The organism is Corynebacterium sp. TAE3-ERU16 (genome assembly GCF_019209935.1).
Taxonomy (GTDB): domain Bacteria; phylum Actinomycetota; class Actinomycetes; order Mycobacteriales; family Mycobacteriaceae; genus Corynebacterium; species Corynebacterium antarcticum.
This window is the reverse complement of sequence record NZ_JAHUTN010000010.1, coordinates 85430-109147: the sequence shown is the minus strand read 5'-3', so window position 1 is coordinate 109147 and position 23718 is coordinate 85430. Positions and strand designations below refer to the sequence as shown.

General features: G+C 67.5%; 20 protein-coding genes and 2 pseudogenes. 6 read left to right on the top strand and 16 right to left on the bottom strand.

Annotated features, from left to right (window positions below):
- From rbfA to rimP, 6 genes and pseudogenes are all read right to left on the bottom strand, one after another.
- On the bottom strand, positions 1-435 hold the full coding sequence (gene rbfA / locus KRX55_RS10525) for a 30S ribosome-binding factor RbfA (RefSeq protein WP_200257145.1): 435 nt from the start codon (positions 433-435) through the stop codon (positions 1-3).
- Between the two features lie 285 nt (positions 436-720).
- Positions 721-3375: pseudogene (infB, locus tag KRX55_RS10520) on the bottom strand (translation initiation factor IF-2); the annotation flags it as partial.
- Between the two features lie 56 nt (positions 3376-3431).
- Positions 3432-3585: pseudogene (locus tag KRX55_RS12100) on the bottom strand (translation initiation factor IF-2 N-terminal domain-containing protein); the annotation flags it as partial.
- A gap of 126 nt (positions 3586-3711) precedes the next feature.
- Entirely contained in the window at positions 3712-4056 is a 345-nt protein-coding gene (locus KRX55_RS10515; RefSeq protein WP_218407685.1) for a YlxR family protein, read from the bottom strand.
- Positions 4057-4441: 385 nt separating this feature from the next.
- Positions 4442-5452 carry a transcription termination factor NusA gene (nusA, locus tag KRX55_RS10510; RefSeq protein WP_218407684.1) on the bottom strand — a complete coding sequence of 337 codons (1011 nt, stop codon included), beginning with the start codon at positions 5450-5452 and terminating at the stop codon, positions 4442-4444.
- Positions 5449-6024, bottom strand: coding sequence for a ribosome maturation factor RimP (gene rimP / locus KRX55_RS10505; RefSeq protein ID WP_218407683.1), 576 nt, complete (start codon positions 6022-6024; stop codon positions 5449-5451). Before rimP ends, nusA begins: the two co-directional genes overlap by 4 nt.
- A 50-nt stretch (positions 6025-6074) precedes the next feature.
- Here rimP and KRX55_RS12095 point away from each other — a divergent pair, with 50 nt between their 5' ends.
- Complete coding sequence (locus KRX55_RS12095; RefSeq protein WP_218407682.1) at positions 6075-7010, top strand: DUF4439 domain-containing protein; 936 nt, start codon at positions 6075-6077, stop codon at positions 7008-7010.
- A 16-nt stretch (positions 7011-7026) separates the two neighbouring features.
- Here KRX55_RS12095 and nagB read toward each other — a convergent pair whose 3' ends face one another.
- Together nagB and KRX55_RS10490 are read right to left on the bottom strand one after the other, a co-directional pair.
- Positions 7027-7809 carry a glucosamine-6-phosphate deaminase gene (gene nagB, locus KRX55_RS10495; RefSeq protein ID WP_218407681.1) on the bottom strand — a complete coding sequence of 261 codons (783 nt, stop codon included), beginning with the start codon at positions 7807-7809 and terminating at the stop codon, positions 7027-7029.
- 179 nt (positions 7810-7988) lie between these two features.
- Positions 7989-9740 carry a proline--tRNA ligase gene (locus KRX55_RS10490; RefSeq protein WP_218407680.1) on the bottom strand — a complete coding sequence of 584 codons (1752 nt, stop codon included), beginning with the start codon at positions 9738-9740 and terminating at the stop codon, positions 7989-7991.
- Between the two features lie 45 nt (positions 9741-9785).
- Here KRX55_RS10490 and yaaA point away from each other — a divergent pair, with 45 nt between their 5' ends.
- From yaaA to KRX55_RS10475, 3 genes are all read left to right on the top strand, one after another.
- Positions 9786-10538 carry a peroxide stress protein YaaA gene (gene yaaA / locus KRX55_RS10485; protein WP_218407679.1) on the top strand — a complete coding sequence of 251 codons (753 nt, stop codon included), beginning with the start codon at positions 9786-9788 and terminating at the stop codon, positions 10536-10538.
- A gap of 386 nt (positions 10539-10924) precedes the next feature.
- Positions 10925-11896: an ROK family protein gene (locus tag KRX55_RS10480; RefSeq protein ID WP_218407678.1), complete on the top strand. Its 972-nt coding sequence runs from the start codon at positions 10925-10927 to the stop codon at positions 11894-11896.
- 185 nt (positions 11897-12081) lie between these two features.
- Entirely contained in the window at positions 12082-13482 is a 1401-nt protein-coding gene (locus KRX55_RS10475) for a sugar porter family MFS transporter (protein WP_200257135.1), read from the top strand.
- Between the two features lie 130 nt (positions 13483-13612).
- On the opposite strand, the gene KRX55_RS10470 is transcribed toward KRX55_RS10475, so the two are convergent.
- The 6 genes from KRX55_RS10470 to cobA form a co-directional block, all read right to left on the bottom strand.
- Positions 13613-14395 (bottom strand): hypothetical protein, encoded by a 783-nt coding sequence (locus KRX55_RS10470; protein ID WP_218407677.1) that lies wholly within the window; start codon positions 14393-14395, stop codon positions 13613-13615.
- A gap of 2 nt (positions 14396-14397) precedes the next feature.
- The gene (locus KRX55_RS10465; protein ID WP_218407676.1) at positions 14398-15297 is read right to left on the bottom strand and encodes an ABC transporter ATP-binding protein; all 900 of its coding nucleotides are present in this window, start codon (positions 15295-15297) and stop codon (positions 14398-14400) included.
- Between the two features lie 62 nt (positions 15298-15359).
- Positions 15360-16055 carry a response regulator transcription factor gene (locus tag KRX55_RS10460; protein ID WP_218407675.1) on the bottom strand — a complete coding sequence of 232 codons (696 nt, stop codon included), beginning with the start codon at positions 16053-16055 and terminating at the stop codon, positions 15360-15362.
- Positions 16052-17215 carry a sensor histidine kinase gene (locus KRX55_RS10455; protein WP_218407674.1) on the bottom strand — a complete coding sequence of 388 codons (1164 nt, stop codon included), beginning with the start codon at positions 17213-17215 and terminating at the stop codon, positions 16052-16054. Before KRX55_RS10455 ends, KRX55_RS10460 begins: the two co-directional genes overlap by 4 nt.
- Before the next feature lie 239 nt (positions 17216-17454).
- Positions 17455-18960 (bottom strand): MFS transporter, encoded by a 1506-nt coding sequence (locus KRX55_RS10450; RefSeq protein WP_370625829.1) that lies wholly within the window; start codon positions 18958-18960, stop codon positions 17455-17457.
- Positions 18957-19718 (bottom strand): uroporphyrinogen-III C-methyltransferase, encoded by a 762-nt coding sequence (gene cobA / locus KRX55_RS10445; RefSeq protein ID WP_218407673.1) that lies wholly within the window; start codon positions 19716-19718, stop codon positions 18957-18959. Before cobA ends, KRX55_RS10450 begins: the two co-directional genes overlap by 4 nt.
- A gap of 204 nt (positions 19719-19922) precedes the next feature.
- Here cobA and KRX55_RS10440 point away from each other — a divergent pair, with 204 nt between their 5' ends.
- Both KRX55_RS10440 and KRX55_RS10435 read left to right on the top strand, forming a co-directional pair.
- Positions 19923-20945 (top strand): ABC transporter permease, encoded by a 1023-nt coding sequence (locus tag KRX55_RS10440; protein WP_218407672.1) that lies wholly within the window; start codon positions 19923-19925, stop codon positions 20943-20945.
- Entirely contained in the window at positions 20942-21661 is a 720-nt protein-coding gene (locus KRX55_RS10435) for an ABC transporter ATP-binding protein (protein WP_218407671.1), read from the top strand. The genes KRX55_RS10440 and KRX55_RS10435 overlap by 4 nt, the downstream gene beginning before the upstream one ends.
- Here the strand turns inward: KRX55_RS10435 and KRX55_RS10430 are convergent.
- Both KRX55_RS10430 and cobO read right to left on the bottom strand, forming a co-directional pair.
- Positions 21658-23010, bottom strand: a complete 1353-nt coding sequence (locus KRX55_RS10430) for a cobyrinate a,c-diamide synthase (RefSeq protein WP_218407670.1) — start codon at positions 23008-23010, stop codon at positions 21658-21660. The two genes, KRX55_RS10435 and KRX55_RS10430, sit on opposite strands and share 4 nt — an antisense overlap.
- A complete protein-coding gene (cobO, locus tag KRX55_RS10425) occupies positions 23004-23624 on the bottom strand; it encodes a cob(I)yrinic acid a,c-diamide adenosyltransferase (RefSeq protein WP_218407669.1) in 621 nt (206 codons plus the stop codon). Before cobO ends, KRX55_RS10430 begins: the two co-directional genes overlap by 7 nt.
- Positions 23625-23718 lie beyond the last annotated feature (94 nt).

Sequence of the window (23718 nt, the reverse complement as noted above, 5' to 3'; positions counted from 1 at the left end):
TCAGCTCTCCTCGGTGCGGTACGGATTCTCGTCGCCCACGGGCTTCGCGTTCTCGCGGAGTTTCGCCAGTTCCTCGTCGCGCGCCCGGGCCTTGGCGAGCAGCTGTTCCATGTGGCTGGCGGCCTGCGGCACGGTGTCGTGCGCGAAGACGAGGGTCGGTGTGAACCGGACCCCGAGATCGTCACCGACGATCTTGCGGAGTTGACCCCGGTGGCGCTTGAGTGCCTCCGCCGCCGTGGGGACGTCCGGTTCCTCGTCGATGGTCGCGCCCCGGACGGTGTAGTAGACGGTCGCCTCGTGCAGGTCCCCGGTCACCTTGCAGTCCGTGATCGTGATCAGTTCCAGCTTCCGGTCGTTGATCTCGTTCTCGATCGCGGTCGCGACAATCATCTGGATGCGCTTGGCCATGCGGGCGGCGCGGGCGTGGTCGACCATGGTCGGGACTCCTCACGGTTTCAAGGGACGCGTAACGTCCCGGGGGTCACCGGACGGGCATCACTGTGAGAGCCCGGTCCGGCGGATGTACGGTGCCCGATCCTACCCGCCCGAGCAGACGTCTCCGTTGCCGACCCCACGCTGTCGATTCGACCGCCGATCCGACGGGGCCGCGTGCGGGACACCCGCAGGCAGCTGTCGGGAGCAGGCGGGGACGACGAACGGAAGACACCCCGGCACGGGATGCTTCCCGTGCCGGGGTGTCTCTTCAGGAGTGTCAACCGACTAGTCGCGGGGGACCTCGACCTGCTCGTAGGCCTCGACGATGTCACCGACGGAGATGTCCGGGTAGGACAGCACCATGCCGCACTCGTAGCCTGCGGACACCTCGGTGGCGTCGTCCTTCTCGCGGCGCAGTGAGACGATCGTGGCCTTCTCGGCGACGACGTTGCCGTCGCGGATGAGCCGGACCGACGCGTTGCGGCGGACCTTGCCCGATTCGACCATGCAACCGGCGATGAGGCCGACGGCGGATGCCTTGAACAGCGCGCGGATCTCGGCTCGGCCGATCTCCTTCTCCTCGTACACGGGCTTCAGCATGCCCTTCAGGGCCTGCTCGATCTCCTCGATGACCCGGTAGATGACCGAGTAGTAGCGGATCTCGACACCTTCGGTGTTCGCTTCTTCCGTGGCCTTGCCTTCGGCGCGGACATTGAAGCCGATGATCACCGCGTCGGAGGCGGCGGCCAGCGAGACGTTGGTCTGCGTGATCGCACCGACGCCACGGTCGATGATGTTCAGCTGGACCTCGTCGTCGACCTCGATCTTGAGGAGGGCCTCCTCCAGCGCCTCGACGGAGCCGGCGTTGTCGCCCTTGAGGATGAGGTTGAGGGTCGAGGTCTCCTTGAGCACCGCATCCAGATCCTCGAGCGAGACGCGCTTGCGGCTCCGCGCGGCGAGCGCGTTGCGCTTGCGGGCGGCCCGCTTGTCGGCGATCTGTCGGGCGATGCGGTCGTCCTCGACCACGAGTAGGTTGTCCCCGGCGCCGCAGACGGCGTTGAGTCCCTGCACCTGGACCGGCCGCGACGGGCCGGCCTCCTCGACGTCGTTGCCGTACTCGTCGACCATGCGACGGACACGACCGTGTGCGTCACCGGCCACGATGGAGTCGCCGACGCGGAGGGTACCGCGGTGGACGATGACGGTGGCGACGGGTCCGCGGCCACGGTCGAGGTGGGCCTCGATGGCGACACCCTGGGCGTCCATGTCGGGGTTGGCGACGAGTTCGAGTTCGGCATCGGCGGTCAGCAGCACGGCCTCGAGGAGTGCCTCGATGTTCGTGCCCTGCTTCGCGGAGATGTCGACGAACTGGGTGTCGCCGCCGTACTCCTCGGGAACGAGACCGTACTCGGTGAGCTGGCCGCGGATCTTCTCCGGGGACGCACCCTCCTTGTCGATCTTGTTCACCGCGACGACGACGGGGACGTCGGCGGCCTTGGCGTGGTTGATCGCCTCGACCGTCTGCGGCATGACGCCGTCGTCGGCCGCGACCACGAGGATCGCGATGTCGGTGGCCTTGGCACCGCGGGCACGCATGGCGGTGAACGCCTCGTGACCGGGGGTGTCCAGCAGGGTCAGCGTTCGCGGCTGATCCTCGAGGGTGACCGTCACCTGGTAGGCACCGATGCCCTGCGTGATTCCGCCGGCCTCGTCACCGCCCACGTTGGTCTTCCGGATCGTGTCGAGCAGCCGGGTCTTACCGTGGTCGACGTGACCCATGACGGTGACCACCGGGGGACGCTTGGCGAGCTCTTCCTCGTCGCCCTCGTCCTCACCGAACTGCAGGTCGAAGGACTCGAGCAGCTCCCGGTCCTCGTCCTCGGGGGAGACGACCTCGATCTTGAAGTTCATCTCCTCGCCGAGCAGCACCAGGATCTCGTCCGACACGGACTGGGTCGCGGTGACCATCTCGCCGAGATTGAACAGGACCTGGACCAGGCTCGACGCATCGGTGTCGATCTTGTCGGCGAAATCCGCGAGCGAGGCACCACGGGCGAGGCGCAGCTTGGCACCGCGACCGTCCGGCAGGCGAACACCGCTGACGACGTTCGGCGCCTGCATCGCCTCGTACTCGTTGCGCTTCTGCCGCTTGGACTTGCGTCCACGACGCGGAGCACCACCGGGACGCCCGAAGGCACCCGCGGTACCACCGCGCCGTCCGCCGCGACCACCGCCGCCGCGTCCGAAGCCGCCGGGACCACCGGGACCACGACCGCCGGGACCGCCGGAGCGTCCGCCACCGGCGGACTTCTGCGGCATCGCACCGGGACTCGGGCGTTCCGGCATCATCGCGGGAGTGGGACGGCGTCCGCCGCCCTGACGCTCTGGAGAGGATCCGGTACCGGGACGCCCACCCTGGGCACCACCGGGGCGCGGGCCACCGGGACGGGGCCCACCACCCGGACGCGGGCCTGCGGCGCCGGGACGCCCACCCTGGGCACCACCGGGGCGCGGGCCACCGGGACGGGGTCCACCACCCGGACGCGGGCCGCCGCCGGGGCGGGGCTGGGTGCGTTCGGTACCGGTGGAGAAGGGGTTGTTGGCGACACGCGGTGCACGTGCACCGGGCTTGGGGCCGGGCTTCGCCATGGGACGTGGCATCGGGGCGCGCCCCTCGGACCTGGGCTTCTCCGGTTCGCTCTTCTTCGGGGCGGCCGATGCCGGAGTGGGTCCGGCTGCCGCGGGGGCAGCATCGGCCGGGGTCGGCGCAGAGGGCTTCTTGGCCGCCGGGGCCTCGTCGTTCGCCTTGCCGACGGCTTCGGCCGGCGTCGGTACAGACTTCGGTTGGGCCGGCTTGTCCGCTGCGGGCTTCGCCGCGGCGGAGCCGGGCTTCGGCGCGGGACCGGGCTTCGCACCGGGCTTGGATCCGGTGGAGGTCCTGGTGTCGCCGGCGGGCTTGTCACCGCCGTCCTTCTCGACGCCTATCCCCTTCTCGGCGTAGTAGGCCTGCATCTTCTTCACGACCGGTGATTCGACGGTCGAGGATGCTGTCTTGACGAACTCACCCTGCTCTTTGAGCGAGGCAAGCAGTTCCTTGCTTGTAATACCGAGCTTCTTGGCGAGCTCATGTACACGTAGCTTTCCGGGCACTTCTCTCCTTGTAGGTTTAGCTCCAGGCGGATCGAAGGCCGGCGGACCGCGCGTTCTTCAGATCAGCAGGCTGCCGGGTTCTCCGAGCGCCTGAAGATGTAGCGTGTGACGTTCATCGCTGATGCTTCATCGTGTGCTCATCAGTGTTCGTGTCTTTCCTGGGGTAGGTGGTTCAGCGGAGCGTTCCCGTAACCAGGTTCGCACCGCCTCGGTGTCCACGGGGGTGGACACCCGTAGCGCGCGGTTGAACGCGCGCCTCTTCTCTGCCAGCTCCAGTGCCTCGAGGCTCGGGGTGAGCCAGGCACCTCGTCCCGGTTTCCGGCGGGCCGGATCAGGGATGAGGCGATCGGATCGGGAAGGGTCGACGACTATCCGCAGCAACTGCGTGTCCGCTTTACGGTCACGGGTCGCTATACAGGTGCGTACGCGAATGCCGGTCGGTGCCTGGGCACTGGTTCCGGTCACCCGCATTCGTCTCCTCGTTGCTCTCGTCACCGTCGGTGTGTCCCGGCGGTGTTCCGTGCAGCTGACCGGCACCCCACGGGGAGCCGGTCATCTACCGCGACTTACGTTGATGTCGCCTCGCGCTTCCCTCGGATGATGATTCTCCGATGGTGACGATGCCGTGTCCCGGGATACGCGGGCCGCCGAGCCCCCAACGGAGACAGGTGCGGCCGAGAAATCCCGAGGTCATGCGCATTCGTCGGCACGGGCCTTGTACAAGCCTACGCGAAAACACCCGAAAATGTGAACCCGCCGGCTTCCCCGTGACGAGGGAAGCCGGCGGAATCAGCGGAACGGAGTCCGCTGAACGACACTGATGTGGTTCGCCGGGGTCGGTCGGACGGACCGTCTGTCAGCGTCCGTCGGTGTCCGCGTCCGAGTGGATGTCGATCTTCCAGCCGGTGAGGCGGGCCGCGAGACGCGCGTTCTGCCCCTCCTTGCCGATGGCCAGGGAGAGCTGGTAGTCCGGCACGGTGACCCGGGCGACCTGCATGTCGGGGTCGATGACCTCGACGCGGACGACCTTCGACGGTGCGAGGGCGTTTCCGACGAACTCGGCGGGATCCTCGGAGTAGTCGATGATGTCGAGCTTCTCGCCGGCCAGTTCACCCATCACGTTGGAGACCCGCTGGCCGCGCGGCCCGATGCAGGCACCCTTGGCGTTGAGCCCCTTGACGGTCGCGCGGACGGCGATCTTGGAGCGGTGCCCGGCCTCGCGGGCGATTCCGGTGATCTCGACCGAACCGTCGGCGACCTCCGGCACCTCCAGCTCGAACAGGCGCCGGACCAGTTCAGGATGGGTGCGAGAGAGGTTGATCTGCAGGTTCCGCTGTCCTTTCGTGACCCCGACGATGTAGCACTTCACCCGGTCACCGTGCTTCAGCTTCTCCCCCGGAATCTGCTCCGCCGGCAGCAGGACACCGTCCTGACCGTCCACCTCGGTACCGAGGCGCACGACCACGATTCCGCGCTCGTTCGCCCGCGCGTCGGCCTGCACGATACCGCTGATGACCTTTCCCTCGAACTCCGCGTACTCCCCGAAGGCGCGTTCGTTCTCCGCTTCCCGCATACGGCGGATGATCGCCTCGCGCACGGCTCCGGCGGACACCCTGGCGAAGTTGTTCGGCGTGTCGTCGAACTCGGAGACGACCGTTCCCTCATCGTCGAACTCGGTGACGATGACGGCGACGGACCCGGTGGCCGGGTCGATGTCGATCCGGGCCCGGGTGTTATCTCCGGCGGTGTCCCCGGAGTGCGCGTGATACGCCTGCAGAAGCGCCCGGCCGATCGTGGTCAGCATGTCGTTGACGCTGATACCGCGTTCCTTCTCGATGCTCCTCAGTGCCGCAACATCAATATTCACTTGTCTTCCTCCCGCTTGGTCAGCGCGTCTCCGTAACTGAGATCCGCCAGTGCGGCTTCTGCCGCCGGCGGTTGTGAGAATTCAATTTCTACCACCGCGGTCGTACCGGCTCCAATCTCCGCGAGCGGCAGGACGTCGATCCGGACGTCCCTGCGCCCCTTCTCCGGCCTGCGGATGAAGATGACCGAGTCACCGGCCTCGTCGAGCGCCCCGACCCTCCCGAACTCGGTCTGTCCGTCCCTGGTGAGTGCGACGAGGCGGCCACGGTTCCGACGCCAGTGCCGGGGATGGGTCAGCGGGTGGTCGACGCCAGGTGTTCCAACCTCGAGCGTGTAGCCCTGCCCCCCGAACTCGACATCGCCGCGTTCCTCTGCAGCGTCGAATGCGTCGGAGATCTCCCGGGAGACGTCCTCCAGGAGTTCAAGATCGGGGCGCTCGTCGCCGTCGAGGGCGACCGTGACGGAGGACTTCGATCCGGCCCGATTCACGCGGACCCTCTCGACATCGAGAGCGTGCGCCTCCGCGACGGGTGCGACCAGATCGGTCAGGGTCTGTTCAGTTGGAAATGCCATGCGGCCAACCCTACCGTGCCCGGACTCCCGCCCGGGTACACTGATGCGCCGTGAAACGCCGTAGCCTCCGCAGCACCACGATCACCCCCGTCACCGCGCTGTTTCTCGCCGGGGTCCTCACCGCCTGTGCGATCAGTCCGGAACCGGAAGCCGACCCGGCGCTGTTCTCGCTCTCCGCCGACGCGCACGCGGACGCGGCGGAGCTCTCCGGTTCAGACCCCCGGGGTGCGGAGGTACGGGAACGGCATGCAGAGGCCCTCGACGCCGAGATCCGGCGGCTGTGCGGCGTCCTGGAGGACGGGACGGTCCCCGATTCCTGCACGGTACCCACCGCTACGGGTGCAACGGTGCCGACCGGAACCGGATCCGCGGACGTTCTCCCTGAGTCCGCGGAGCAGATCGCCCGTGAAGCGGCCTCCGCGCCGCGGGAGTCAGTGCTGAAGCTGGCCCGCATGCACGGCGAACTCGCCGTGCTCACCGGGACGACGCCCGAGCCGGAGTCGTCGACCGTCGGAGATCTCGTCGGCGAAGCGGAGTTCGAACCGGATCCGGCAGACCTGGAAGCGGCTCTGAAGGCCTTGGAGTGGCAGTACTCGGCGATCTACGGCCTCGAGGTCGCGCAGTCGTGGGCCGATCCCGAGGTGGCGGCATCAATCGGAAGGTCGGTGGAGGGGCACCGGGAACTGGCGACGCAGCTGCGGGAACTGTTGTCCGGAATCCCGGAGTCCCGCCTGCCCCTGCCTGCGGCCGGCTACGGGATGCCTGAGGACCGGGCCCCCGCCGATGCGGGGTCCGCTCTCGCGACAGCTGTCCGCATCGAGACCGACTCCGTACTCATGTGGCAGGCGGACGCCGCGACCGCTGAACAGCCGACCTGGCGCGTGTGGTGCATCCTCGCGGGTTCGACCGCGGCGCTGCGGTCGGTACCGGTCCTGGCGGCTGCGGGAACGGATCCGGCCGCTGAGGGCCTGTTCGATCTCGGGTGACAGGTCCCGGGACCCGTCAGATCCGCTGCCAGTCGGGTTTGTTGTCGAACGCGTAGCGGTAGTACTCCGCGTTGGTCAGTCGACTCGCGGCCTCCTCGTCGACGATGACGGTCGCGTGCCGGTGGAACTGGAGGATCGATGCCGGGCACAGGGCGGAGACCGGCCCCTCGACCGTCGCCGCCACGGCGTCGGCCTTGCCCGATCCGGTGGCCAGCAGGAGCAGATGGCCCGCATCGCTGATGGTCCCCAGCCCCTGGGTGAGTACGTGGTGCGGGACCAAGCTCTCGTCGTCACCGAAGAACCGGGCGTTGTCCGCGATCGTCTGCGGATGGAGGGTCTTCAACCGGGTCCGTGAGCGGAGGGATGAACCGGGCTCATTGAACCCGATGTGTCCGTCGGTACCGATCCCGAGAAGCTGGACGTCCACTCCGCCGGCGTCCGCGATCGCCCGGTCGTAGGCGAGACCCGCCGCTGTCGGATCATCGGCCAGTCCGTCGGGGCTGTGGACGTCCCCGTCGGGGATGTCGATGTGCGAGGTGAAGTTGTCCCTGATGAAACGGTAGTAGCTCTGTTCGTGGGTGCGGGGCAGTCCGACGTACTCGTCGAGGAGGAAGGCACGACAGTGCGCGAAGCTCAGGCCTTCATCGCGGTGCCTGCGGATGAGTTCCCCGTACATGGCCAGCGGCGTGGAGCCGGTGGCCAGCCCCAGGGTGGCGGAATCACGACGGGCGTAGTCGGTGAAAACGTCGGCGGCGACGCGCGCGACTGACTCGGCGTCAGGCTGGATGATGACCTCCATGGCGGGGGCCGTCCTTTCTCCTCGGGGATCCTGATCACCGGTTGGAGACCGGTGGGAAGAGCCGCCCAGTGGCGACACCCTTCAATTCAACACTAGCGCCCGCGTGTCAGACAGGAAAACGGCGGAAGAGAGATTCTTCCGCCGTTTTTTCAGATTGAGCCCCGCCAGCTCTCTAGTTGTCAGACAAGATTCCTGACTTCATCGAGAATGTCAGCCACGGGAACCTCCCGGATCTCACCGGTCTCCCGGATCCGCAGCTCCACGACGCCGTCGGCGAAGCTGCGGCCGAGCACGACGACGAACGGCATGCCCAGCAGCTCGGAGTCCTTGAACTTCACACCGGGGCTCACCTTCGGGCGGTCGTCGAAGAGCACCTCGACACCGGAATCCGAGAGCTCACCCGCGAGCTTCTCGGCGGCCTCGGCGGCCTCGGCGTTCTTGTTCGCCACGACTACGTGCACCTGGTACGGGGCGACCGACACCGGCCAGTTCAGGCCCTTGTCGTCGTAACGCTGCTCGGCGATGACCGCGACCAGGCGGGAGACGCCGATTCCGTAGGATCCCATGGTGGGTACGGAACGCTTGCCGTTCTCATCCAGGATCTGCAGCTCCAGGGCCTCGGAGTACTTCCGCCCGAGCTGGAAGATGTGGCCGATCTCGATGCCCCGGGCGAGCCGCAGTGTGCCCTGGCCGTCCGGTGCGGGGTCACCCTCGCGGATCTCGGCGGCCTCGATGTGACCGTCCGGGGTGAAGTCCCGGCCGGCGACACAGTTGACCACGTGGCGCCCCTCGGCGTCGGCACCCGTGATCCAGGACGTCCCGGAGACGACCCGCGGATCGGCGAGAATCGGCACCCCGTTGGCGGCCAGTCCACGCGGACCGACGTACCCCTTGACCAGGAACGGGGTGGTGGCGAAATCCTTGTCGGACGCGAGTTCCACGGCGGCCGGCTCGACGGATGCCTCCAGCCGCTTCATGTCGACCTCGCGGTCGCCGGGAACGAGAATGCCGGTCAGTTCCGGTTCCTCACCGGGGCGGGTGATCTTCACCACGATGCACTTCAGGGTGTCCGCGGCGGTGACCTCGCGGCCGTCGACGTCGATTCCCGCGCCGTTGGCCCAGTCGACCAGCTTGTCGATGGTCTCGCAGTCGGGGCTGTCGTACTCCAGCGCGGCCGGCTGAGCGTCGATGGGCTTCTCCTCGGCCCGCGGAGTGATCACGGCTTCCGCGTTCGCCGCGTAGTCGCCCTCCGTGGCACGGACGAAGGTGTCCTCGCCGTTCTCGCAGACTGCGAGGAACTCCTCGGAGGCCGATCCACCCATCGCGCCGGACGTGGCGGCGCAGATGACGTACTCGATGCCCATGCGGTCGAAGGAGTTGATGTACGCCTGGCGGTGCCTCCGGTAGGCGGCGTCCAGTCCCGCGTCATCCATGTCGAAGGAGTAGGAGTCCTTCATGGTGAACTCGCGCCCGCGGAGGATCCCCGCACGCGGGCGCTCCTCGTCGCGGTACTTCGTCTGGATCTGGAAGAGGACCGCGGGGAAATCCTTGTAGGAGGAGTACATGTCCTTGACCAACCCGGTGAACATCTCCTCGTGCGTCGGCCCGAGCAGGTAATCACCGCCCTTGCGGTCCTTGAGCCGGAACAGGTTGTCCCCGTACTCGGTCCACCGGCCGGTCTGCTCGTAGGGTTCGCGGGGAAGCAGCGCGGGCAGACAGATCTCCTGCCCGCCGATGGCCTCCATCTCCTCGCGGACGATGCCCTCGATCTTCCGGAGCGTGCGCAGGCCGAGCGGGAGCCAGGAGTACACACCGGGAGCCGCGCGTCGGATGTACCCGGCGCGGACCAGGAGCTTGTGGCTGGGGACCTCGGCCTCGGCCGGGTCGTCGCGCAGAGTGCGCAGGAACAGAGTGGACATGCGTGTGATCATGAGCGCCAATATACCCGCCCGGTCCCGCGGGTTAGGGTGGTGACCATGCTCATTGTGCTGCCCCCTTCCGAGACCAAGGCCGACGGCGGCGACGGCGCCCCACTCGACCTCGATCGTCTGTCGTTCCCCGAGCTCAACCCCGTCCGCCACGAGATCGCCGAGGCACTGCTCGCGCTCGATGATGCGACGATGCGCGAGGCCCTGAAGATCAGCGAGAAGCTGGGTGGTGAGATCGCCGCGAACCGGCGGCTGTGGACCTCTCCGACGATGCCCGCGATCCGGCGGTACACCGGTGTGCTCTACGACGCCCTCGACGCCGACACCCTGGATGCCGCCGCCCTGTCCCGGCTCGCCGTCGGATCGGCACTCTTCGGGATCGTCCGGGCCACGGACCAGATTCCCCGGTACCGGCTCTCGGCCGGCTCGAAGATCCCGGATCCCGGAACCGCCAAAGCACCGACGATGAAGGCCCGGTGGGGAGGAGACATCACCGCGGCCCTCAAGGGTGTGGCCCCGGTAGAGGGGCCGGTCGTGGATCTGCGTTCCGGCGCATATCTCGCCCTCGGCCCCCACCCGGGGGCCATCACCGTCCGTGTGGAGTCCCTGCGGGAGGACGGAACCCGGAAGGTGGTCAGCCATTTCAACAAGCACTACAAGGGGATCCTCGCCCGGTCACTCGCACTGACCGGGCACGACCTCGGACCCGGCACCGGCATAGACGAGGTCGCGGACGTCGCCGGGACCACCGGGCTCACCGTCGAGGTCACCGGAAGATCGTCTCTCACGCTGGTCGTGTGACCACCCCCGCCGATCACGCAACCACCCGTCCAGGGTGCAAGAACTATCCGCCCATCCCACCCGGGGCGACCCGTGCCATCCGAACGACCGTTCAGTGGCACCACAGCAGAATCAAACAATTCGCCCGGCCCATCACAGCCACCGATCAGCACACCATGCTTCACATTCACTGTTTTCACAGCTCACCGCCACCTCCACCCCCGTTCTAGGGCCTTAATTCCGCTGCATGGCCACCAGAGGGAATCAGTTGGTAATACTCTTGCGCATGGCCCTGATGTTCTTCGGGATGATCAACAGGCGGCCGCCCGGAATGTGCTGCGGTGGCCGGGGACAACATGGGCACACAGAAATCAGCAGATAGATTCAGCCCAACCCCGGGAGCCACAATGTCAGCGACAACCCGCGAAGAGAACACAAGAACACCATGGGCACTGGGAATCGATGTCGGGGGCACCGCGATCAAGGCCGCGGTCGTCGATCCCTCCGGTGACACACACCATCAGCTCAACATCCCGACCCCCACCGACCCTCGGCGCCTCGCCGACACCGCCGCCGGAGCCGCGACCGAACTGACGGGATGGGCACGGTCGAACGGGGTCGACCTCGTCGACACGGTCGGCGTCAACATCCCGGGCATCATCGACGAGGTTCGCGGTATCTCGGTGTTCTCGGCCAATCTCGGCTGGCGCAACGAACCCATCGCCGGGATGCTCGAGGAGGCCCTGCGCCGTCCCGTGACTCTCGGACACGATGTGCGCAGTGGTGCCTTCGCCGAATCCCGGTGGGGCGTGGCCTATCCCGATTTCTTCTTCCTCGCCATCGGAACAGGCATCTCCTCGGTCGTGATCAGCGGCCATCAGCCCACCACCACCTGGCAGTGGGCCGGTGAGATCGGCCAGGTACTCGTACCCGGGTACGACGGTGACCTCGTGCCGCTCGAGCACGTGTGCTCCGCCGCCGGTATCGGACGGCGGGGTGCCAGCCTCGGTCTCGTCCCCGAGGGCTCCGGCTCGCGGGAGGTCTTCGAACTTGTGGACCGGGGCGACGGCAGGGCGACCGAAATCACGGACTTCGCCTGCGAGACACTCGGCAGGTTCCTCGCTCCGGTCGTCGCGACCCTCGGCCCGATCCCGATCGTCATCAGCGGCGGCATGGTCGCCCGCGGTGAGAAACTGCTCGCCCCCATCCGGGAGGCGTTGACCAGATACCTCGGGGTGGTCCCGGCACCGGGGCGCATAGAATCCGCGAAGCTAGGCATAGATGCGCAGGTCAGGGGCGCCGCGCTGAGGGCTTTCGATTCCTCCGGGTGCGAGATCCGTCCGAGGTCGGCGGACACGGGTACCCACCCATCCCCCTAGAAAACCGCCCGCCCCGATCCCTGAAACGGGCGCTTCAACCGGTGACAGTGGGCGGATGAGTTCATCGACGCCGGACTCCACCCGGATTCGATGCCCGTGCGCTCTTCAATCGCCGGCAGCCTGATCAAGCTTCACCCACCACTTCTTCCTGCGGTTACCCGCAAGCGAACCCTGAAAGGCCAGTCATGTCCTTCATCAGTGATCTCAAGTCCGCTCCCCCGGTCGGGCGCGCCATCGCGCTCACCGCGGCGGCCCTCGGAATCACCTACGGCTACGACATCTCCAACATCGCCGCCGCGCTGCTGTACCTCGAGAAAGACTTCGGTCTGGACACCACCGGACAGGCGACCATGGCCACCGCGGTCGTCATCGGTCAGATCTTCGGAGCCGTCGCCGGCGGCCCGCTCGCGAACGCCATCGGCCGAAAGAAGACGATGCTCATCGTCGCAGCCGGATACGTGGTGTTCTCCGTGGCGAGCGCCTTCGCCCCCACCGCCGGCATCCTGGTGTTCCTCCGAGCACTGCTCGGCCTGACCATCGGCCTGTCGATCACCGTCGTTCCCGTGTTCATCGCGGAATCCTCCCCCAACAGGATCCGTGGCGGTCTCCTGACCGCCTACCAGGTGACCACGGTCCTCGGTATCATCGTCGGATACCTCGTCGGCTGGGGCCTGTCCTTCTTCGAGAGCTGGCGCTGGATGCTCGGCGCCGCCGCGATCCCGGCCGCCATCGTGTTCGTCGCACTGTTGAAGATCAGTGAGACCCCGCAGTGGCTCGTCCTGAAGGGACGGGTCTCGGAAGCACGGGCGGTCCTGCTGAACATCAATCCCCCGGAGGAAGCCGAGGAGGAGCTCCGGTCCATATCCGAATCCGTCAACCAGAACCGTGGCGGAAACGACCTCAAACGTCTGGGCGAGATGTTCCGTGGACCGATCTCCCGGGCCACGATCTTCGCCATCGCCCTCGGCTTCTTCATCCAGATCACCGGCATCAACGCCACCATCTACTACGCACCCCGGATCTTCGAGCAGATGGGCTTCCACGGAACCGCCCAACAGCTCCTCCTCCCCGCTGTGGTGCAGACCTTCGGACTGGCCGCAGTCCTCGTCTCCATGGTCGTCATCGACTCCTTCGGTCGCCGGAAGGTCCTGCTCAGCGGCATCGGCACCATGATCTTCGCCGACATCCTGCTGGTTCTGGTCTACCGCATGAGCGCGGACTCCTCGACCGCGTTCCTGGTCCTCGGATTCATCGGTATCGTCCTGTTCACGATGGGCTTCACCGGTGGCTTCGGTGCCATCGTCTGGGTCTACGCGGGCGAACTGTTCCCCACCCGTTACCGCGCCCTCGGTGCGTCACTGGTGCTGACCGCTGACCTGATCGCCAACGCGATCGTCGCACAGCTCTTCCCGTCGCTGCTGGAGGCCGTCGGTGGTGCCGGAGTCTTCGGGATCTTCGGTGTACTGGCCTTCGTCGCCTTCATCGCGGTGTTCCGCTACGCCCCCGAAACGAAGGGCCGCAAGCTGGAGGACATCCAGAGCTACTGGGAGAACGGTGCGAAGTGGGACGGTCCGGTCAAGGCCTGATCGTCCCGAGCACCTCCATCTGAACCGGAATTCCTGATTCTGAAGCCCGGTCACCCGTGCACTCCACGCGGTGACCGGGCTTCGTTTCGCCGGTACCGGGAGGACCCCGGCCTCCCGGTACCGGCTCCGGTCAGCGGATCGCGCGTCTGGTGTCGGACCACCACGCGATAGCCCCCAGAACGACCACCCAGCAGGCCAACGCGACACCACCCTGGAGCGGCGTGGCCGTGATGCCCGGGATGGAGCTTCCGTTGGCTATCTGTCCCGAGAGGAAGGGCAGGACCCAACCGACGTCCTTGAGCGCCTGGACGGGCAGAGCGTAGACCATCGCCTCGATGACGAAGACATCGGCGGCGAAGATCAGGGATGCGAGCACCGTGGAACGGGTGATCACCGCGAGAAGCGCGGCGAGGACAACCGCGGTGACGAACTTGATCAGGTCGAACCGGAACTCCCGGAGCTGCTCACCCGGGACATCGGCGGGGAGGGTGTCTCCGATGAGGAGAACGGCACCGCAGGCGAGCGCCAGTCCCAGCGCAAGCCCGGCGAGAGCACCGATCAGCACGACCCCGACACGGAGGGCGGTACCCCGGCCTCTCCTGTTGTCCATCATCCACATCCAGGCGATGGAGTGGTGCCGGTAGGTGCCCCCGATGATCGCCGCTGCGGCGAAGCCCGCGATGAGGAATGACAGATCGGTGCCGACCGTGAGGTCGCGGAGAGTCAGCGGCCCGTCATTCTGGGCGAGCCGTATCGCTACCGAGAATGCCGGAATCACCAGTATCACGGCCGCGAGGAAGACCAGGTGGCTGCGCACCGAGGTCAGTTCGGTGATGACGGCGGCGAGAATTCCTCCGTACCCGGGACGCCGGTATGTTCCGGTGGTCGGGAAATCTGAGATTGAGGCGGTCATGATCAGGCGCTCCTGTAGGTGGTGGTGTCGGCTGTCGCGGTGAGGAAGACGTCTTCGAGGGACTGCTCCCGGGAGGCCAGGTGTGTGATCACGATTCCCGCCCCCTGACACAGCCGTGCGATGCGCTCAGTGGTCGTGGTGTCCGCGTTGACGGTGATCAGTCCGTCTGGCGCACGGTCGGCGGTGATGTCGTGCTCGGCGAGGACCCGGACTGCGGCGTCTGTGTCGGTGCACCTGATCTCGTGCACCGCATCCCCGACGAAGTCCGACAGCGGCCCCTCAGCGATGAGCCTTCCCCGTCCGATGATCACGAGCCGGTCAGTGGTCACCGACATCTCGGAGAGCAGGTGCGAGGACACCAGCACGCCGCGTCCCTCCTCCGCGAGCTGCCGGGTCATCCGGCGCATCCAGATCACCCCCTCCGGGTCCAGCCCGTTGACGGGCTCGTCGAGTATGACGTGGCCGGGGTCGCCGAGCAAAGCGCACGCGAGACCGAGCCGCTGCCGCATGCCGAGACTGTATCCGCCGACCCGCTTGTGTGCGACGGAGTTCAGGCCCACCCGGTCGAGCACCGTATCGATCCGGTCGGCGTCGATACCGCCCGCCCGCGCCATCATGCGCAGATGTGCCCGTCCGCTGCGTCCCGGGTGGAACCAGGAGGCGTCGAGCAGCGCGCCGATGACGCGGGCCGGTGCGGGCAGCGCGGTGAAGCGACGCCCATCGATGAAGGCGGTGCCCGCATCCGGGCGTTCGAGTCCGCAGATCATGCGCATGGTGGTCGATTTTCCGGCGCCATTGGGGCCGAGGAAACCCGTGACCTGCCCGTCGGGCACGGTGAAGGAGAGATCGTCGACGGCCGGCGTACCGCCGTATCTTCTGGTCAGTGAGGTGACTGTGATCATGTCTCCACGATCCCGCGTCGGGTGAGGTCCCCACGTCCTCCGCCGAGGTGATCCCCGGAAAATCAGCCCCCGGGATGAGCGAGCAGCTCCGCGCGACCCACCAGGCCGGTCCGGTAGGCGTGGAGAACCGCGTGAACCCTGTCCCGGGATCCCGTCTTCGCGAGAATGTGCCGGATGTGGGTCTTCACCGTGGCCATGGACACGAACTCGCGGGCGGCGATCTCGTCGTTGTTGTAGCCCAGTGCGACCAGTCGCAGAATCTCGGTCTCCCGCGGGGTGAGCGGGTCAATGAGGGGCACCGGCGTCGGGATCTGCTCTTCAGCCGCATCCGCACCCGTCTGCCCGGGTGTCCTCAGTCGTTCAAGCAGCTCCGCGGTCACCGACGGTGCGAGGACCGCAGCCCCGGAGTGCACGGTGCGCACGGCGTCGAGAAGCTCCTCCGGCTGGGCGTCCTTCAACAGGAACCCGGACGCTCCCGCGGCGATCGCACCGCTGACGAAGCGCTCATCGTCGAAGGTGGTGAGCATGATGACGCGGACATGGCGGTCACTCGAGAGCACACGCCTGGTCGCCGGAATACCACCGGTCCGGGCCATCTGGACATCCATCAGGATGATGTCGGCACCCGATTCCCCGTCGGGGATCTCGTCACCGTCACCGGCCTGCCAGACGACCTCCATATCGTCCTGGCTGCCGATGAGCATGGCGAAACCCGCACACACCAGGGGCTGGTCGTCGACGATTCCGACCCGGATCATCTCGGCACCACCGCCGTCACCACGAACCGTGCACCCGTGTCCACGACATCCAGCTGCCCACCGACCGCTCTGAGACGTTCCCTCATCCCGGCGATGCCGAAGCCACTTCCCCCGGGATTCCCCGTCTGACCGGTCGGGTTGGTCGCGGTGACGGTGACGGCCCTGCCCGTGTCGGTCGCGGCGAGTTCCCCGGTGCCGTCGCCGTGCCGGAGCATGTTCGTCAGCATCTCCTGGACCAGCCGGTACAGCGTCATCTGCGACAGCTGGGGCAGGTCCGTCGGGATCTTTTCCAGCCCCTCTGCACGCAGAGCCAATCCGCTTCGCCGTGCATCCGCGATCAGGCCGGGGATGTCCGCGGTACCGGGTGGGGCGGTCTCTGAACGTCCCTCATCCTCCCGCAGGACGCTCAGCAGGCCCCGCATCTGAACCAGTGACTCCCTGGAGGTCTCCGCGATCAGCTCCAGGGTGTCCACCGCCACCTGAGGATCCTTGCGCGCCGCGAACCTGGCACCGTCGGCCAGTGAGGTGACCGCGGCCAGGGAGTGCGCCACGATGTCGTGCATCTCGCGGGCGATGCGCGTTCGTTCCACCACACCGGCGAGTTCCGCGCGCTGGCGGAGCGCCTCGAGATCGCGCCGTCTGCGGCGCGCGATATCACCGAGCAACCAGAAGAACGCCACCCAGGTCCACGACGAGAAGAGGGCCGCCACCAGCATCACCACCGGCCATCTGCCTCCTTCGGGGAGGAGAGAGATGTTCCAGAGCATCAACAGGGCCACGGTGGCGCCGAGCAGCATCGCGCCGAGGTACACGAAGCGGATACGCGATGTGATGCGCGCGGCGGTGAGGAACGCACAGTACGCCACGATCACCGCGCCGGCGCCCGGTCCGCCGGGTAGACCGCGAAACAGGATCGCCGACAACACGATGCCCGTGGTCCCGACGGCGACCGCCGGGTACCCAGGCGCGACGAGCAACACGCAGGCGATGATGAGATAGAGGACCGAGGAGAGTGTGTCGGTGTGCCCACCGGCATCCAGGAGGATGGCCCCGGACGCGCAGAACACGTAGCAGAACGCGTGACCCGTCCCGCCGACGGCGACGCGGACACGCTCCAGAAGCGCAGCTGTGGCTCCGGAACAGGTGACGGGTGGCGGCATCGGGCAGGTCTCTCGGATCGGGTGCGGGTCCACCCGACAATCGTAGGACCCCGTGGGCGGGAGGGAATCAGCCTCAGGGATGACTGTGGATCCGACCGAAAAACGGGCCACCGGCCACCTTCCACCGAAAACCGGGGCCCTCTCGGTCGCCTCCCCGGGCGACGGTTCATCCCCGGGGCTTCATTCCGGCGAATGCCTCACCGACGTACGGGCATCCACGGTGGGATCGATGTGCCCCGCTAGCCCAGGGTGCTGGCCTTCTCCGCTTCGCGGCCCTCGCGGATCTGCTCCGGGGTGAAACGCACGAACACCAGGGATATCACCACGACTGCGATCGCCAGACCGGCGCAGATCAGCAGCGATGAGGTGTAACCCGTTCCGAGCGCGGCACGCGCCGCATCATCGAGGGCCGCCCGGTCGATCCGGTCGAAGGTGGAACCGAGGGCCGACCTGGCACGGTACTCCGCGAACGCGGTCACCGCCGCGAGCCCGAGCGGCCCACCGAGGGTCTGCGACACCAGCGACGTGGCGGTCAGCGGGCCGACGTCCATGGGTTTGACGCCTGCGACGACCGACAGGGTCAGTGGGATGAGCACGACACCGACACCGAATCCGATGATGAGGATCGGCAGAAGAAGGTCAGGGACGTAGGTGGTGTCCACACCTAGCGTGGATCCGAAGACGAATCCCGCGACGAGGATGAGGCCACCCGCGGCGATGATGAAGCGGGGTGCGGTCCGCTCCACGACGAGTCCGGCGACCCAGCTTCCCGCCCCGAGCGCGAAGGCGAAGGGAATGAACGCCAGTCCCGCCTGGAGCGGGCCGTAGCCGACGACCTCCTGGACGAACAGCGCGACCTGCACGGTCATGGCCATCATGAGCGCACCGACGAGCAGCAGACAGATGAACACCACCGCGCGGGACCGCTCGCCGAACATGTGCAGCGGCAGCACCGGGTTCGGGACCCGACGCTGGGAGAGGAAGAACGCGACGAGGATGCCGACACCGAGGACCAGGGCACCGACGACGACGGGCGAGTATCCGGTGCCGCCCTCCGCGAGGCCGAACACCAGGAGGGTGGACGCGCCGGTGGCGAGGATCGCACCCCGGACGTCGAGCCGGATCCGCTCGAATGCGGGTGTGCGGGCGAGCACCTTCACGCCGACGACGAGGATCAGCAACCCGATCGGGACGTTGATGAGGAAGATCCACCGCCAGCTCGCTTCGGTGAGAGCGCCACCGGCGACGAGGCCGAGGACACTGCCCAGGCCCGTCATCATCGCGAACACGGAGAACGCCTGGTTCCGTGCCTTGCCCGGTGCGAAGGTGACGACGATGAGCGCCATCGCGGTGGGAGAGGCGACGGCCGCACCGATCCCCTGGATCACCCGCGCGGCGAGCAGGATCACCGGAGTGGTCGACAGACCGCAGGCCAGAGAGGCGACGGTGAACAGCCCGACACCGGTGAGGAACACCCGCTTCCTGCCGAAGGTGTCGCCGAGCCTTCCGCCGAGCAGGAGCAGGCCGCCGTAGGCCAGGGCGTAGGAGGTGACGACCCAGGAGCGGAGGTTGTCCGTGAGGCCCAGCTCGATCTGTATGCGTGCGAGCGCGAGATTGACCACCGTCCCGTCGAGAACCACCATCAGCTGCAGCGCCGAGAGCACCGCGAGTGGCCAGCCGAGTGCGGAGGCGGCCACCGGTGGGGTGATCTCCCGTGCGCCGGGGCCGGTTCCGCGGGCGGTCACAGACCCGCCACCTCTCCGATGACGATGACGGCGGGTGGGGTCACCCCGTTGGCGGTGATCAGGGCGCCTAGGTCACCGAGTACACCACGGAAGCTCCTCTCCCGGGCCGTGGTGCCCTCCTGGATCACGGCCACCGGGGTCTCCGGGCTGCGTCCGGCGGCGATGAGGGCGGTCGCGATGGCCGGTGAATTCTTCACCCCCATGATCACGACGAGGGTTCCGCCGGTCCGGGCCAGGGCGTCGTAGTCGACGAGTGACTTGGGGTGCCCGGGCGGCACGTGTCCGGATATGACGGTGAAGGAGTGCACGACGCCACGCTGGGTGACCGGGACATCGGCGGCGGCGGGAACCGAAACCGCGCTGGTCACCCCGGGGACGACCTCGCACTCGATCCCCGCCTCGCGGCAGGCGACGAGTTCCTCGAATCCACGGCCGAAGACGTAGGGGTCCCCACCCTTGAGCCGGGCGACGTTGCGTCCGGCCCGGGCGTGGGAGATCAGCAGTTCGTTGATCTTCTCCTGCGCCATCTGCTTGCCGTACGGCAGCTTGGATGCGTCGATGACCTCCTTGTCGGTGAGGTCGCAGAGCTGGTCCAGCTGGTCGGTCGGTCCGAGGTGGTCGGCGACGATGACATCGGCGGCCCGGAGGCGATTCATACCCCGGACGGTGATGAGGTCGCGGGCGCCCGGCCCGCCGCCGATGAGGGTGACGTGGCCGGATGAGGGCTGTCCGGTACCGGTGCTGGTGGGTGAACTCATAGATGTCGAGTGTAGTCGTTCGGTTCAGGCCCACCTGGGTTGGAGTCCGGTCGGTGGAGAGCACCCAACCGAACGTTTGATTCGTCAAATGACTAAACGAACTGTCCGTTTCTGTCCGGTTTTCCGATTCCACGCGCATCTGATCCGCGCACACTGGAAGACAGTTCCCACCAGTCCGACCCTCAAAGAGGAGTACCCCCGAACATGTTCCTCGCTCTCCGTGACCTGCGGGCCGCCCGTGGGCGGTTCGCCCTGATCACCGTCACCGTGGCGATGATGGCCCTGCTGGTCAGTTTCCTCTCCGGACTCACGGGAGGTCTGACCCACCAGAGCATCTCCGCCCTGTCCACCATCGGCGGTGCCTCCGCGACCCTGTCCGACACCGGAGAGGCCAGCCTGGACCGGTCACGGCTCGATCCGGAATCCACCACCGCACTTCTGGACGCCGCCGCGGCGGCCGGAACCCCCGCCACCGCCGTGGGGATCGACCGGAGTCTGCTCGGCGAGGAATCCGTGTCGGTACTGGCCACCAGGCCCGCGGCCGACGGCCCGGCGGATGCGTCCACTCCCCTGCCCGGACCGGGTCACGTCGTCCTTTCCGAGGCCGCGGCGAAGGCCACCGGGCTGGCCGCCGGGGATTCGACGGACCTCGGCCGCTACGGCACGGTGACGGTCGACGCCGTGCGCGGCGACGACCACTACTCGCACCAACCGGTCGTCTGGGCCCATCTCGACGCGGATGCGCCGGCCACCTTCATCGCCTCGGGCGCCCCGATCGACGCGGTACCCGGCACGCTGGGGATCTCCGCCGGGGACCTGCCCGGCACGATGGCGTCACACAAGGCGGAGTCGACCTCCCTCACCATGATCAACGTGATGCTGCTGATCATCACCGCGTTGGTCACCGGGGCATTCTTCACCGTGTGGACCATCCAACGGAAGCCCGACATCGCCACCCTGAAGGCCCTCGGAGCCACGAGCACGGCACTCGTGGTCGACGCTCTCGGCCAGGCCGCCGTGATCCTCGCGGTGGGCGTCGGCGCGGGGCTCGGGCTGACCCTGATCTCGGCGTCGCTGATCGGCGACGGACTTCCGTTCGTGGTGTCGACCTCGACGACGCTCTACCCGGCGCTCGCCATGTTCGCGCTCGGCCTGGTCGGTGCCGCCGCCGCACTGTCCTTCCTGAAATCCGCTTCCCCGCTTTCCGCTCTCGGAGGTAACCGATGAACTCCAGTCCAGTCCTCACCCTCGACGACGTCACCCTGACCTTCCCCGACGGCGCCGGTGAGATCACCGCAGTCGATCGCGCGTCGCTGTCCCTCGACGCCGGTGAACTCATCGCCATCACCGGCCCCTCCGGTTCCGGCAAGTCCTCGCTCCTGGCCGTCGCCTCCACGCTGCAGCCCCCGACCTCCGGGTCGATCCGGCTGCGCGACCGGGAACTCGCCGATCTCTCGTCCAGGGAGGCGGCCGCCGTCCGACGGAACGACATCGGGATCGTCTTCCAGCAACCGAACCTGATCGGATCACTCACCGCCACCGAACAGTTGATGATGACCCGGCACCTGGATTCCCCGTGGCGGAGACGCGCCTCCAAAGCCGCGACGCGGGACCGCGCCCTCGAGCTCCTCGAACGTCTCGGCCTAGCCGATGCCCGCGACCGGAACGTCGGTGCACTGTCCGGTGGTCAGCGGCAGCGCGTCAACATCGCCCGCGCCCTGATGAACTCCCCGGCACTCCTCGTCGTCGACGAACCGACCTCGGCGCTCGATTCCGGGCGTTCCGCGGACGTGATGGACCTGCTCCTGGAACTCGTCGCGGAGGAGAGGGTAGGGACCCTCCTGGTCACCCACGACGAGGAGGCCGCCCGGCGCGCCGACCGCCTGTGCACGATGGTGGACGGGAAACTCACCGAGGATCGCCGGGCACTCGTCGGCGGCTAGGCGCAGGCGGCCACGAACCGTTCGATGGCTCTCGGTGTCGCGGCCGGATGGCAGTGCAGATAGGACGCGTGCACGGTGTCGCCCGCGAATCCCTCCCGGACACCCCGCTCGTCCCAGCCACGCCAGCCCCAGGCGGGTGACCAACCGGCCACGGAGGTGTCGGTGAGGGCTGTGTGGTGGAACTCGTGGCCGGTGAGTCGCTCCCCCTCCCTGTGGAGCACCGAGTCAGACAGCGCGACGGCTTCCCGGTAGCCGAGGGTGAGCCGCCGGCCCATGGCCGCGTGGGTGTCGATCACCCCGAGCATCGGATGCGCGTCGAGGCTAGCCGTCAGCCACAGCAGGCCCGCGCACTCCCCGTGGACGGGCATACCGTCGGCGATCCGTTCCCGAACCCGCTGGCGGAGTCCGGTCCGGCCCGCGAGATCCTCCACATGCTCCTCGGGGAACCCGCCGGGAATGATGAGTCCGTCGCAGTCCGGCAGGTCATCGGTGAGCGGGTCGAAGCGCACGACCCGGGCGCCCGCCGCACCTAGGAGTTCGGTGTGTTCCGCGTATGCGAAGGTGAAGGCGGGTCCACCGGCGACTGCGATCGTCGGTCTTCCTGCCTCCGCGACCTCGGTGCGCGGATTCCACGACTCCCCGTTCCACGTGCAGTCGGCGACGGAGACGAGGCCGTCCAGGTCGAGGTGCTCCTCGACGAGATCGGCCATCCGCTCGACGGCGGTGACCGCGGCACCGCCCCGCTCGATCGCGGTCACCAGCCCCAGGTGGCGGGAGGGCACCTCGATGTCGGCGAAGCGTGGCAGGGAACCGAGGACGGGCACGCCGACGGCATCGCACGCGCTGCGGCAGACCGCGTCGTGACGTCCGGTTCCCGCCCGGTTCAGGATCACCCCGGCCAGTCGCACACCGTCGACGGCCGTCGCGAAACCCCGGACCATCGCGCCGATCGACTGGCTCATTCCCCGGACATCGACGACGAGTACGACCGGCAGTCCGAGGGTGCGGGCGATCTCCGCGGTGGAGCCGGGCGCACACACGGGATCCGAACCGGCCGCGATGCGGCCGTCGAAGAGTCCCATCACACCCTCGACCACGGAGATGTCGCATCCGGCGGAACCGTGGGCGTAGAGCGGGCCGATCCGTTGGCCACCGCACATCACGGAGTCGAGGTTCCGTCCGACCCTCCCCGCGGCGAGACCGTGGTACCCGGGATCGATGTAGTCGGGCCCGACCTTGAACGGGGCGACCTCCATCCGGCGCGCCAACGCTCTGATCAGTCCCGTGGCGATCGTGGTCTTGCCGGTGCCCGATGCAGGCGCAGCGATGCACAGGCCCGGTACTACCACTCGATTCCTCTCTGCCCCTTGCGTCCCTGGTCCATCGGGTGCTTGATCTTCGTCATTTCGGTGACGAGATCGGCGACCTCGATGAGTTTCGGGTCCGCGTCCCGGCCGGTCATGACGATGTGCTGGCGTCCCGGCCGGTCCACCAGAGTCGCCACGACCTCGTCGACGTCGATCCAGCCCCATTTGATTGGGTAGGTGAACTCATCGAGGACGTAGAAATCGTGGGTCTCCGCCTCAATCCGGCGACGGATCTCCGCCCATCCCTCGGCGGCGTCGCGGGCGTGATCCTCCTCGGTCCCGGCCTTGCGCGCCCAGGACCATCCCTCGCCCATCTTGTACCACTCGACGGGGCCGCCTTCACCCGTCTCCTCGTGGAGCTGGCCCAGTCGCCGGAGCACGGCTTCCTCCCCGACCTTCCATTTCGCGGACTTCACGAACTGGAACACCCCTACGTTCATACCCTGGTTCCAGGCACGCATGGCCATGCCGAAGGCCGCCGTCGATTTTCCCTTCCCCGGACCGGTGTGCACCGCGGTGACGGGAAGCATCCGGCGCTGCCGGGTGGTCAGACCGTCATCGGGGATGCTGGCTGGGTCGAGTTTTCCCTTGGGCATGGGGAGGATCCTTCGGTGCGTCGGGTGCAGCTTGTCGGGATCATCCTATCGCGACGGGTGTCGACGCCGACGGGTATCTGTTCTCCGTCGCCTC

Bases quoted from the DNA above. Each gene is read 5' to 3' on its own strand.
- yaaA (WP_218407679.1), top strand. From the start codon at position 9,786: ATGCTCATTGTGCTGCCCCCTTCCGAGACCAAGGCCGACGGCGGCGAC.
- KRX55_RS10435 (WP_218407671.1), top strand. From the start codon at position 20,942: ATGAACTCCAGTCCAGTCCTCACCCTCGACGACGTCACCCTGACCTTC.
- cobA (WP_218407673.1), bottom strand. From the start codon at position 19,718: ATGAGTTCACCCACCAGCACCGGTACCGGACAGCCCTCATCCGGCCAC.
- KRX55_RS10470 (WP_218407677.1), bottom strand. From the start codon at position 14,395: ATGACCGCCTCAATCTCAGATTTCCCGACCACCGGAACATACCGGCGT.
- nagB (WP_218407681.1), bottom strand. From the start codon at position 7,809: ATGGAGGTCATCATCCAGCCTGACGCCGAGTCAGTCGCGCGCGTCGCC.
- KRX55_RS10490 (WP_218407680.1), bottom strand. From the start codon at position 9,740: ATGATCACACGCATGTCCACTCTGTTCCTGCGCACTCTGCGCGACGAC.
- rbfA (WP_200257145.1), bottom strand. From the start codon at position 435: ATGGTCGACCACGCCCGCGCCGCCCGCATGGCCAAGCGCATCCAGATG.
- KRX55_RS10465 (WP_218407676.1), bottom strand. From the start codon at position 15,297: ATGATCACAGTCACCTCACTGACCAGAAGATACGGCGGTACGCCGGCC.
- KRX55_RS10475 (WP_200257135.1), top strand. From the start codon at position 12,082: ATGTCCTTCATCAGTGATCTCAAGTCCGCTCCCCCGGTCGGGCGCGCC.
- KRX55_RS10440 (WP_218407672.1), top strand. From the start codon at position 19,923: ATGTTCCTCGCTCTCCGTGACCTGCGGGCCGCCCGTGGGCGGTTCGCC.
- KRX55_RS10455 (WP_218407674.1), bottom strand. From the start codon at position 17,215: ATGCCGCCACCCGTCACCTGTTCCGGAGCCACAGCTGCGCTTCTGGAG.
- KRX55_RS10480 (WP_218407678.1), top strand. From the start codon at position 10,925: ATGTCAGCGACAACCCGCGAAGAGAACACAAGAACACCATGGGCACTG.
- KRX55_RS10515 (WP_218407685.1), bottom strand. From the start codon at position 4,056: ATGCGGGTGACCGGAACCAGTGCCCAGGCACCGACCGGCATTCGCGTA.
- KRX55_RS10460 (WP_218407675.1), bottom strand. From the start codon at position 16,055: ATGATCCGGGTCGGAATCGTCGACGACCAGCCCCTGGTGTGTGCGGGT.
- cobO (WP_218407669.1), bottom strand. From the start codon at position 23,624: ATGCCCAAGGGAAAACTCGACCCAGCCAGCATCCCCGATGACGGTCTG.
- rimP (WP_218407683.1), bottom strand. From the start codon at position 6,024: ATGGCATTTCCAACTGAACAGACCCTGACCGATCTGGTCGCACCCGTC.